At 46.2% G+C, this 12,375-nt stretch carries 8 protein-coding genes and 1 pseudogene; all 9 read right to left on the bottom strand.

The genetic code is table 11. The annotated features are described in order from the left end of the window. Positions 1–245: 245 nt before the first annotated feature. The 9 genes and pseudogenes from yidD to HW560_RS16720 all read right to left on the bottom strand — a co-directional run bounded on the left by yidD (position 246) and on the right by HW560_RS16720 (position 12,327). Entirely contained in the window at positions 246–497 is a 252-nt protein-coding gene (gene yidD / locus HW560_RS16760; RefSeq protein WP_024631022.1) for a membrane protein insertion efficiency factor YidD, read from the bottom strand. Positions 498–499: 2 nt separating this feature from the next. Continuing rightward, a complete protein-coding gene (locus tag HW560_RS16755) occupies positions 500–964 on the bottom strand; it encodes a Fur family transcriptional regulator (protein WP_090900850.1) in 465 nt (154 codons plus the stop codon). Positions 965–1,355: 391 nt separating this feature from the next. Further along, the gene (locus tag HW560_RS16750; protein ID WP_090900853.1) at positions 1,356–3,614 is read right to left on the bottom strand and encodes a stalk domain-containing protein; all 2,259 of its coding nucleotides are present in this window, start codon (positions 3,612–3,614) and stop codon (positions 1,356–1,358) included. 284 nt (positions 3,615–3,898) lie between these two features. Further along, positions 3,899–5,560 (bottom strand): beta-N-acetylhexosaminidase, encoded by a 1,662-nt coding sequence (nagZ, locus tag HW560_RS16745; protein WP_090900856.1) that lies wholly within the window; start codon positions 5,558–5,560, stop codon positions 3,899–3,901. Between the two features lie 13 nt (positions 5,561–5,573). Continuing rightward, positions 5,574–7,208, bottom strand: coding sequence for a response regulator (locus tag HW560_RS16740; protein ID WP_090900859.1), 1,635 nt, complete (start codon positions 7,206–7,208; stop codon positions 5,574–5,576). Next, a complete protein-coding gene (locus HW560_RS16735) occupies positions 7,205–9,046 on the bottom strand; it encodes a cache domain-containing sensor histidine kinase (protein WP_179263988.1) in 1,842 nt (613 codons plus the stop codon). Before HW560_RS16735 ends, HW560_RS16740 begins: the two co-directional genes overlap by 4 nt. Positions 9,047–9,077: 31 nt before the next feature. Continuing rightward, positions 9,078–9,908 (bottom strand): carbohydrate ABC transporter permease, encoded by an 831-nt coding sequence (locus HW560_RS16730; RefSeq protein WP_090900865.1) that lies wholly within the window; start codon positions 9,906–9,908, stop codon positions 9,078–9,080. Further along, entirely contained in the window at positions 9,908–10,792 is an 885-nt protein-coding gene (locus tag HW560_RS16725) for a carbohydrate ABC transporter permease (RefSeq protein WP_090900868.1), read from the bottom strand. The genes HW560_RS16730 and HW560_RS16725 overlap by 1 nt, the downstream gene beginning before the upstream one ends. A 171-nt stretch (positions 10,793–10,963) precedes the next feature. After that, a pseudogene (locus tag HW560_RS16720) lies at positions 10,964–12,327 on the bottom strand (extracellular solute-binding protein). Between the last annotated feature and the right edge of the window lie 48 nt (positions 12,328–12,375).

The following is a 12,375-nucleotide window of genomic DNA, read 5'->3' as shown; positions in this document are numbered from 1 at the left end:
GCCTCAGCCTTACGACAGCCGTTCTAATCAACGTCTGCACGCTCGAAAGAGGTTCCTCCGGGACCATATTCCATCCTCCTCCCAGACCGGTTCTCAGCTCATCCGGCTCTCTGCACTGGGGGTGTGTCTGTACTTATCCCTTCACTGGAAATCATTATACGAAAAATATACTGAAATACTGCCTCCTTTGTCAAGTGGACAGCAATCTTAAATCAACTCAAACCGGCAAAACGACCATTGAATCGTTAATCCGATACCATCACAGACTTTTCAGCCTTCGGCGGCACCAGATCCACTCCGCCTGGATGAAACGGATGGCATTTCGCAATACGCTTTGCCGCAAGCAGCGATCCTTTGAACGCACCGTGCACCTCAATCGCCTCCATCGCGTAAGCCGAGCAGGTAGGATAGAAACGACATGTCGGCGGCTTCAATGGAGAGATATAGCTGCGATACACCCGAATGGGAGCCTGAACCAGTCTGCGGGATAACTTCATCGTCAGTGCTTCCCGTGAGTGTGCTGATGTCCGGATGACACTTTGGCTGGCATATATTCTACACAGTCCTTACAGTACCCGAAAACTTCAAATTTATGATCGACAACCTGGAATTGCTCTGGCGCATCTGCAAGCTGCATCGGGCAAAAAACGATGGGATATGTCTTCTGGCATTTCAGACAAATCATATGGTGATGATGGTGATCCTCGCTGCAATGTGCTCTGAACTTCACCCCATCTTCAAAGATGACCTGTTCCAGCACACCCAATTCCTGCATGACACGCAAATTCCGGTACACCGTGTCAAAACTCAGTCCGCTGTAGGTTTTCCCCATATATTCATAGACGTCCTTGGGTGTTAAATACCCAGGGGATTCGGCAAATAACCGGGCCAGTGTTTTCCGCTGATCCGTAATGCGGAGCCCCTGCGAGGACATGGTAGTAATAATCTGTTCTGTCGACAGCATGACCTAAAACACCTCCTGTCATACGAGCATTCTGCATACATCCAAAGAGCGACTGCAATCCAGCAATCCCTAGATCGGAGTGGTTCTAATTGTCTAGGTATTGTACCCGTTAGCGTGTGGAATCAAAATATGCAAAATGCTGATACTTATGCTTGATTTATATACTTCTAATAATGCCTTAAATGAAGTTCATAGTCAACGAAAGCGCTTAGATACCGCTAATTACAAGCTGAACTAAAAAAGAGCTGCCCCCGTCACTTGCATGACTTGGGACAGCTCTTTCTTCTGACGGTTCAGAAGTTTAATCCTTCGGGCGACTTTTGGGGTGACAGGATATATAGCATATTAACTTTCACTCCAAACCGTCCGTTCCTGGTGACAGGAGAAGTAATTACTTCTCTGTCGGAAGCGGTGTGAACAGCAAGTTGACAGGAAGGTTGCTTCCTGGTGCCGCCGAGAACACAATCGTTACAGCTTCGCCGTACGAACCTGTGCGATAGAGTACACTTTGTTCATTTGGTGCACTTAAGGATTTACTGCTATTCGAAATCTGCACAACCTGACCATTAACGAGTGCCACACCCGAGTATCTACCACCACGAGGGTTGAATGAGATCAGTGTGCGCGGAGCCACATTGTTCAGTGTAATTTTGTAAAGTACGCCGAAGTTACCCGCGTTAGAAGCTTCCGTATAGGCCATAGGGTCTGTGCCGACCAGATTCGGGTCACTTGCATTATCCCCAAGCGGCAGACGAGCAGGCTTCGAACCTACTTCTTGGTCATACGTAATGACACGTGTTGCATTCGGATACGTTCCACGGTTGTGTACACCATCACGATCCAGAACAGGCAGTGTGGACCATACGGCCATCGGATCTTTATTTTCTTCGATCATGATAATGTTGTAATCCAGCCTGTAGTCGCTGAAAACATCAGAATACAGCGAAATAACTTGCCCTTGCTTCATGGGAAGAGCATTGAGTTCAGTAAGAATCAATTTGCTTTCTCCTGGCTGCAGTACAACATTCAATTTTCCAGTGCCATCTTGCATAGACTGGAACCAACGTTCAATTGATAATCTTCCGGCTACTGTTGCGAATGGCGAAGGACCTGCGAAGCCCATATTTTGCTGCTCTAATGTTGCTGCATACATATTATTATTCGTAGCAACAACGTACATTTTCACGTTTTTGCCGGTGTTATTTACATGGTGAATCATGAAACGGGTCTGACCGATTGAAGTCTCTTTGTACACAATCCCTTCCGAATTAACGGTTTCCGGGCTGTTACTGCGAATCAGCACACTTTGTTCATCGTAATAAGTGTACGGAACTTTCTCCATGGCAGGAACTTCACTGCCGTTGAAGCTGAACTTGTCACCTACCGGCGTGAACAACTGATTAAAATCAGAGATAGTATACAGTGTTTCATTGGTGATATTGACATTCTTGGTATAACTGTTACTAGCACCATGTTTGTCCGTAACCGTAATCGTTACTGTTTTCGGTCCCGGAACAAAGAATGCCAGAGCATTGTTTTCCCATTCAGTTTTCACAATAGCATTTTCGTCATCGGTGCTTTGATCAATGTACGTGATCTTTTCACCCATTTTGTATTCTTCCTTGTCCGTCATAAACATCGCTACAGGAGGAAGATTGGGTTTCTGTACCTGAATCGTAACAGAATACGGATCACTCCATTGCCCGCTCGAATCCTGGACAGCATACGTTACCGTATATGTACCTGGTTGGTCAAACGAATCCTGACGACCAGTCCAGCGCTCGTCGACGATGTCCAATCCCTTGGGAGAGCTGGATTTAGTGTTGTATGTCACCGTGTCTCCTACAAAAATCTCTTTTGGTACCGTGAAGCTGGCTACCGGTTTGGTATTCAGGTTCAGTACTACAGTCTTCGCAGACTGATTCACTTTATAAGTAATGTTGAGTGCCTGAGTAATCGACGTCAGTGGCACCATGAACGTATTTTTTTGTTGATAGGCAGGGCCCTTCATCGTTCTGGATTCACCGTTAACTGTGTAAACGCTACTATTCGTTTTGAAGCGAAGCTCATCTTCGCCACTAATAATAATGGTTTCTTTGGTTGTATTATCATATTTCACTTCATAACCAACCCGATCAACCAGTGCGCGGATCGCTACATAAGATACGCCATTTTTAACAGCCATCGGCTGTCCGGCAAGATAGGTTTTGCCGTCTTGCACCATTTTGTTGCTGTTCATATAAAGTGTCAGATCTCCGCCTTTACTTCCGGCTACAGATTGACCGCTTGTAGATGGTTGCTCAACCTCAACTGGAGCTGTTGGAACAGTTGTTTCCTCTCCCGCATCCTCTTCATCAGCAGGATCTATAACAGGGTCAACCGGAGTAACGTCTGTACCTGTTGGTTCATTGGTCACCGGGTTTGTTCCTTCGACTTCATTGTTATCAGACTGTTTTGAATCTGACCCGGACTTTACATCCGATTCCGCGATCGTTTGTTCTTTCTTCACAACCTCCACGGATTTAACATTGGCTGTATTCACTGTTGTTGTATCGCTTTGATCGGCTGCCAGTGCATTCGCTGGAATCGCTGCAAACGCTTGGAATACAGCTAAAGCGGTAAGTACGGATAATTTCTTCTTCAAATTCATTCTTTTTCTTTGGCTCCTTCTGCTCCCATTTTATAAATATCCCCCTCAAAAAGTCATACTATTAGACGCTTACTACCGGGAAAAGTTGCTAAAAATATTTGATAACGATTGTAAACTTTTAATCGAGCGAAAATACTATGAAAATAGTTATCTATTAAACTTTCGTTTTGGAGTGAAGCCAGTTTAAAAACCAGCCACAAATTCCAATAAAAAAACCCTCCAGAACATGGTTGAATAAGCACCATGCCACAGAGAGATTTAGAGATTAAGAGATTTCGAACGTGCTAACGCAAACTAACGGGCAAGCGTCCGGTTGGCTGCAATTCACCTGTTAAGACGTGGGACAATGCGCGAACCACTGCAGGAGTGTTCTCGTAGGTACATACGTAACTTCCCGGCTTTGGAATCTCCAATAGATCATATGGATTACGCAGAGCAACGACAATCAGGGAATGCTTCTCACTAAGTTTTTGAACCAAATAATGTTGCCCTTTCGGAAGATGGCCTGCGGAAGTGTACGTACATACGATGATTTGATCTTCCTCCGACACATCCTTTAGGATCTTGTCCGCTTCATCATAAGTGGGCTGTGTCGTTATTTTGTGCTCCCGAACTCCGCTTCTCAGCTGCGATAACGCCACACCAAGCGAATCTGTGTGAGACCATGGTTCATCCACTTCTGTGCGTTGCACAACCTCCGGCCAGATGACATACACATTCTTTTCAGGGTCTAAGGGAAGCAATCCATCATTCTGAACTACAGTAATGCTATTGGAAGCAATCTCATCCAGCCTGGATTCGATGGAGGCCAGCGACCTTGATGATTCATCTTTCACTTTTGTTGAGAACGTGATCCCGTCCTCATCAGATCCATTCGACACAGCATCATCCTCTTCCATGGAGACAAACGTATGCTCCCACTGACCACAACGTGCTGCCTTCCATGAAATAATACGTTCCAATGCCTGGTTAATGGTGGCTTCATCCACTCGTCCAGTACGAACGGCTTCCACAACAGCTTCCACAGCAGAGATTTGATCTTGCAGTGTGTGACTGACCAGAATTAGATCAGCACCTGCCTCAACGGCAAGAACGGCTGCCTCGGCCACACCATATGGCTTGGCTATCGCATGCATTTCCAGACAGTCTGTAATAATAATGCCGTCAAAGCCCATTTCTTCGCGTAACAGCCCCGTCAATACTTTACGGGACAATGTAGCTGGAATCGGCTCCGGTTCAATTGCCGGGAAGATGACGTGAGCAGTCATGATAGCATCCACTCCGGCCTCAATAGCGCGATGGAACGGCAGAAGCTCCACCTGATCCAGTCTGTTCCGGTCGTGAGGTACAGTGACCATACCCAGATGTGAATCCACCGCTGTATCTCCATGTCCCGGAAAATGTTTGGCTGTCGCAGCAACACCTCGGGATTGATACCCTTTGATGGCTGCGGCACCATGAGCAGCTACACTCTCCGCATTCTCGCCATAGGAGCGCACGCCGATGACCGGGTTAAGAACGTTATTATTCACATCCAACACTGGAGCGAGGTTCATATCGATACCGATGCTTTTTAACTCATGACCTAGAATTTGCGCACATTCCAAGGTATAGTCGGGATTCCCCGTAGCTCCAAGCGCCATGTTTCCAGGTACCTGGGTCACTCCCTCTTGGTCAATCCGGGCCACCATCCCGCCCTCCTGATCCACGGAGATCATCAGGGGTAAATCTCCGGCTTCAGCCGCGATCGCTTGCAAGTCGGCAGACAGTCGTTTTAACTGGTCTACGCTTTCCACATTCCGTCTGAAATAGATGACGCCTCCAACATGATAATCATGGATCAATTGATTGATCTGTTCATCCGCATGCTGTCCATGGAATCCACACATAAACAGCTGTCCTACCCGCTGTTCCAACGAAAGCTGATCGATCGAATTCATACGCATGCTTTCCTCCCCATTATGAACCTGCTCTTTGGTTCGACCTGAATTCGGATGGTTTCATGTGAAAATGTTTATGAAATACTTTGGAGAAATATCGCCGCTCCTTATACCCCGTCGCTTCTCCAATGGCTGTAATACTCCATTCCGTGGTACTCAATAATAAAGCTGCACTCTCCATCCGCTTATGGGTCATATATTCAACAAAGGTTACACCCATCTGGTTTTTGAACAGCTGACAAAAATAACCCGGACTGATCCCCAGCCAGTCAGCTACCTCATCAATGCCCAGATCACATTCCAGTCTGGCGTTCATATACTCGCACGCAGAACTGATCAACTCAGACACAGAAGGGCGAGGAACACTTTTCTTGTCATGACAAACATAAGCAAGTGCCTCTGCCAGTTCGATTAATTCCTTGATGGAGGTTGCTGAATGCAATGCACTCCAGAAGTGTATTTCGTCCTGTTCAGCCATGACATGTACTTCGCGCAATTCACGAAGCATATGTACCAGCAGAAAACGCAGACTATTTTCGGCTACGCCATCCAGCGTACTCTTATGCTCGCTCATTCGATGTTTGAGCCTCACTAGCAGGTCTATCAATCCTTGTTTATTTCCCTGTCTGATCCAGCGGGTGATCAAGTCCAAATCCTCTTTTGTAATCCACATTGTTGTCCTGCTGGAAGGTTCTTTGGATGACATCATAGAGTGCTCAGCAGATTCTTGTTCCAGCGCATCGCTGCGCTGATTAGAATCATTCATGATTAGTAATCGCTGACAGTGCCGGTATCGCTCAGCCATCTGATCATCCAGTTTCACAGGCATAACATCCTGAATGACCCTTGTCTTCATGCCTGAACCTATCTCAAATGTCATATCTAGTTCCAACTGAACCTGTTGAGCCAGTGCATCTGCTCGCAGTCTCCATTCATCTGACGCCTCCACCAACATGCACCATTCTCCCTTACGGGCCGAAATCAGCAGAGTTCCTGCACAAATCCGGTCTGTAATCTCCCTAAGTTTGGAACGGATCATTCCATGCCAGCTTTGATGCCGAGCCCCAGACCATCCGATCGAATGTTTAAAATAACCCGACACATCGATAAGCAGCAGGATATATCGTAACGAAGATGCCTGTGGTTCGGGGGAAGAAGGAGGGGAAGAATATAATGAATCTTCCTCTTTTCGTATCAGGTCAATGATATGTTTGTGCCTTACCCATACTTCCATCTCCGATTTGCGGTGGCGTTCGGCCTCCACTTCCAACCGTTTCTTCTGAATCTGACTAGCCAGCTCACGTAATTTCTGTTCCAGATCCAGATAATCGATTGGCTTGCATATGTAATCATGGACATTGTGACGAATGGCTGTACGAGCATACTCGAACTGCTGATATCCTGTCAGCAAAATAATCTCGCAAGTTTCACCTTGCTCACGTAATATTTGAATCAGTTCCAGACCATCCATAGATGGCATGCGAATATCACATAACATGATGTCAGGGTGACATTCTGCAACTTTATCCAGTGCTTCGGACCCGCTTCTGGCCGTACCTACAATTTCAATGCCCATGTCTTCCCATGGCAAAATAAAACTCAAATTCTCCAAAATCGGCAGCTCATCGTCAACCAACAACGCGGTTAGATTCATTCATCTTCCCCCTGCTCATATTGTGGAATAATACATTGAATGATCGTGCCATGTCCCGGAGAAGAACATATAAACACTCCGTATCCGGCCCCATATTGAATCCTTATCCGATCTGCAACACTTCTTAAACCCAGCCCTCGACGCTCTGCCATTGAAGACAGCTGCTTCGTTCCCTCAGCCATGATGTATTCAGGCGGGTCTTCTGCCATGTATTCGAATCGAGCCAACATTTCCTGGGGAATACCGATACCATTATCCTCAACTCGCAGCACCAAGTTATTCCTTTCCACAAATGCACTGATCCGAAGTACACCCTGATATTCAATTCCCTCGAACCCGTGCTGAATACTATTTTCCACAAGGGGTTGGAGAGTAAGCTTGAGTATGGAAGATGTGTACAGATGAGACGGAATGTCGATCTCATACCGGAACAAATCACTGAACCTGTAATGCTGGATCTCAAGATAACTCTGCAAGTGCCTTAGCTCCTCACTGAGCGAAATCTCCTCCTGATCCTGGATACTGATCCGCAGCATATTGCCAAGACGTGTCACCATTTCACTTACTTTACGCCCTTCTCCCCTCATGGCTAGTCCGTTAATAGATTCCAGCGTATTAAATAGAAAATGAGGTTTGATCTGGGCTTGAAGTACGCGCAGTTCTGCCTTGGCCTTCTGTTCCTGCTCTGCACGCACACGTCGGAACAGACCTCCGATCCGATCCAGCAATTCATTGAATCCTTGGGCGAGCAACTGCATCTCGTCAAAGCCACTTCCTTCGACCCGGGCATTAAAATCCCCGTCATCTACACGTCTCATGAATCGTACGAGCACCGCAATATTGCCGGTAATCCGGTTCATGAAGAACACATTGAAAACCATCGCAGCAAGCAGACACAGCAGAATGATAATAATCGACCAGCCTGCGAACACATTCGTCTCTGCGGATAATGCTTCCCATGAAGCAACACTGACCAGACTCCAGTTATAGTTTTTCAGATGATATTGTGAAATGATGCTTTCACTGCCATCGAACACTGCTCTGGTGCTGCTGAATCCCGGTCCGTAAATTCCAGATCGCACACCCAGATTCTCCATCTTCTCTCCGCTGTAGCGTCCGGAAGGATCGTATACGATCAGACCCTCTTCATTGATCAGCAGGAACGAAGTATCCTGTGCAGAATCACTTATCTGCAGATGGCGGAAGATGCGGTCCATCTCCCCTTTTTTAATCTGAACGACAAGGACCCCAATATTCTGAAAATAACTAAGTTCCTTGACTAACCGAATCTGAGTAAAGACAGGCTCTACGCCCGTCAGTTCAGGATATTCCAGAGGGGCCAGCCATTTGGGCACGCCGTTGAGCTCCTGGATTTCTTTGAATATTGGATGAACCTTAAATTGTTGAAAAGGTAGTGCTTGAAAATTTTCCTTCGTAAATATAGAGACAATCTGGTTGTCCTGGGACGAACGCGGACGCAAATCATACAAGAAGGCATAACTGATGAATGGGTAGTTGTATAAAAGGGAACGGAAATTACGCTGACTGGCATTCAGCGACAATTGATTACCGATTCCAAGATCCTGTTTGCTCGGATCTTTGGCGTTCAAAGCCATCTGGAATACCGATGTGGCGATGCCATTGTCCGTGACATTGTTGATCTGCTGAAAAACATTCTCGATATTATAGCTAATCGCCTGGAGTGCATATTCAGACTGCTGATTGTATTTTTTCTCAATCGTATGTGATGTGACCAAGAACATGCCGATTCCAAGCGTGCACATCGGTACAATGATGAGCAACAGAAATGCCATGGCCAGCTTCATCCGCAAGTTCATTTCCCGTTCTCCCTATATAACGCATCGTTAATTAACCTTTAACACTACCTGCCGTTACACCTTCAATGATTTTCTCCTGCAATATGGCGTAGATTACAACAACCGGTACAACACTATATACAATGCCTGCTGACATCTGGGCATAATTCATTTGATACTGATCACGAAACTGGACCATGCCGACGGGCAATGTACGCAGTTTATCAGTGGATAAGAAATAGTTGGCGAGTAAAAATTCGTTCCAGTTGCCGAGGAAATTCACGATAAACACCGTAACAATGGCTGGAACTGTAAGGGGTATCACTATTCTAGCAAAGATACCCGGAGCCCTCAACCCATCCATAACAGCGGCTTCCTCAATTTCTCCAGGGAGCGACCGCATAAAGGCTGCCAAAATAATAATCGTGAACGGAATTGCATTCGCAACATAAGGAATGATCAGCGCCAGATGAGTATCCAGAATGCCGAGCTTGCGGACAAGCAAGTAAATCGGCAGCATGAGCGCATTGTTTGGAATCAGCATACCCGCCAGAATGAGACTGTACAGAAACATGCTCCATTTGCGATGTCTCATCCGCGTTATAGCAAAAGCAAACATGGCACCAAGTATAATGGTTCCAACTGAGGACAAGACCGAAATGTACATACTGTTCCAGAAATACGTTCCAATCTTGGCATTTACCCAAGCCTCCACGTAGTTATTAAACACCCATGTGGAAGGCAGACCGAACGGATTCAGTGCGATCTCATTGTTATCCTGCTTAAATGAAGAAAAGATTACGAATAAAAAGGGAAACAGAATTGCAAGTAGATACAGCATCAACAAAACATGAGGTATACTGCCTTTTATGCTCTTTGCCATCAATATTCCACCCTTTCGTTGCGTCTCGCCACCAGCAACTGATATACCGCGGTGAGCACAAGCGTCAGAGCAAAGATCAGAACCGCAATCGTATTACCATAGCCGTATTTAAAATTGGTAATCGCATATTTGATCATATACGTAGCAAGCACTTCAGTAGAGCCTGCAGGCCCACCTTTGGTCATAACCAGAACAATATCAGCTGCCTTCATCGCCCCCGCAATGGACAGCATGATGACGACGGAAATGATAGGTCTGATAAGTGGCAATGTAATTTTGAATGCTCTTTGTACGGCTGTTGCACCATCAATGGCTGCCGCTTCATCCAAATCCTTGGGAATAGCCAGAATGGCTGCCAAAACCATAACAATATAGAATCCCGTCCACTGCCAAGCATTGGTTACGAGAATGGATATCATTGCGAACCGATTATCGGACAGCCAATAGACCGGCGAAATTCCTACCGTTTCAAGTAACTGATTCAGCAGGCCGATGTTAGGCTCATAGATGAAGCCCCACAGAATACCGATGACGGCCGTTGACATAATGGACGGCAAAAAGACGGCTGTTTTGTACAAACCCTTCAATTTCTTTACGTTCGCTATGAGCAGGGAAAACAGCACAATGATAGGTACCTGGATCAAAACGGAAAATGCGATAAAGAAACCGTTATTGCGAGTTGAAATCCAAAAACGTTCATCTGTCAATGCCTTTGCATAATTGGACAGTCCCACAAAACGCGGCTCTGCGGATACCCCATTCCAACTGGTCAGACTGTAATAGAGTGAACTGCCGATAGGATACAGGAAAAACATGATAAACAAGATCAGTGCAGGCAACACAAACAACGTATAGATCAGCGGGCTGCGGAGTGAAGTGTTCATGATCTACCTCCTTCAGTGACTTCAACTTCTTATGCTCATGTATAGAGCAGATTCCTCAGCAGTGTAATTCTTTAGAAAGGACCAAGGGTTTTACCCCGGCAGAGTTCCAACCGGGGTAAACCAGCATGGTGTTAGCAGTTACGTTTCTTTGCTTGAATGATCGTGTATTGTTTATTCTACTGAAGCATTGGCCTCTTCCTGAACCTTTTGCAATTCTTCGGCCATCTTCTCTGGCGTCGTTTGTCCACCAATCAGCTTCTGAATTTGCAGATTGCTGATCTCTGTCGTTACATCAGCCTGAACGAGCGCATCAAATGCCGGGAATGAAGTCTGGGACGCATTCAGAACAGCTACAATTTCTTTCATCAAATCGTCGGTGATGCTGTCTGTCAGCACTTTTTCATCCAGTTTCATGGCTGGTAACACACCATCTTCTACGAGTCCACGCACTTGCATATCTTCGTTGTAGAAGTTTTTGATAAAGGCTTTAACCGCTGCCAGCTTCTGAGGATCATCCGCAACCGCTGCGGAGAAGCCGTATCCGTTATTGACGTCACGCATCAAGGCTGTTTGATCTCCTGCACCATTCTCTACCGGAGGCATATTGAAAAAACCAACCTTGCCGATGAGCGATTCACCGCTCTGTCCTTCCTTAAATACGGATGATTTCCATGTTCCGTCGTACATCAGAATCGCTTCACCACTCGTAAATTGAGTTGTATATTCAGCATATTCAAAGCCAAGCTCACCTTTTTGAAGTAACCTTTATCCACCCATTCCTTATGCTTCGCAAATCCTGCAACAACGCCTGGATCAGTCCACTTGGCTTCGCCTGTTGCAAACTTCGCCGTAATATCAGGACCAGCGTAACGGGACCACAGATGGTTCGTTAACATGAGTGGAACCCAGCCTGCTTTGGAAGCAGAAGCGAGTGGAACCTTGCCGTCAGCTTTGATCTCAGCGAGCATATTATCCAGTTCAGCCATTGTTGAAGGCGCTTTCCAACCCTTTTGTGCAAAATACTCTTTATTGTAGAAGAATCCTTCACCCGATCCACCAATAGGCAGTCCGTACACTTTGCCTTCATAGGTAAATGGTTCAAGTGATGAAAATTGGTCCTGGATGCCCAGCTCTTGCAAGATCGGTGTGAGATCCAACAACATGCCCTCTTTAGCATATACTTTAGAATCCGGACTACCGAACAATTCGAAGATATCCGGCGGATTGCCCGCTGCCATCTCTCCACGAAGTTTCTCCTTGCGGTTTACATCGGATTCAACTCCGTCCAGTGTAAAGGTCAGGTTGGGTACTTCGCTCTCCACTTTGGCTACAACGTCCTGCAGAATGGCCAGCCTTTTTTGTTTGTCGGCCCCCACCTGGGTGTGACGGAGAAGCATCTCAACCGGTTCCTTGCTTGTCTCCTCAGGCGCATTGCCTGCTCCCTGTTGTGGTTCGTTACTTGAGCTCGAACAACCTGCCAATGTCCATGATGTGATAAGTAATAATGAAAGCAGTAATGTCATTCCTTTTTTCATTCGTATGACCCTCCTCAAGATATTGAGCATTTGGCTTTACACTCTGAT

This window comes from Paenibacillus sp. E222 (assembly GCF_013401555.1).
Lineage (GTDB): Bacteria > Bacillota > Bacilli > Paenibacillales > Paenibacillaceae > Paenibacillus.
The sequence above is the reverse complement of the archived record's forward strand: the minus strand, read 5'-3'. Positions and strand labels throughout refer to the sequence as shown.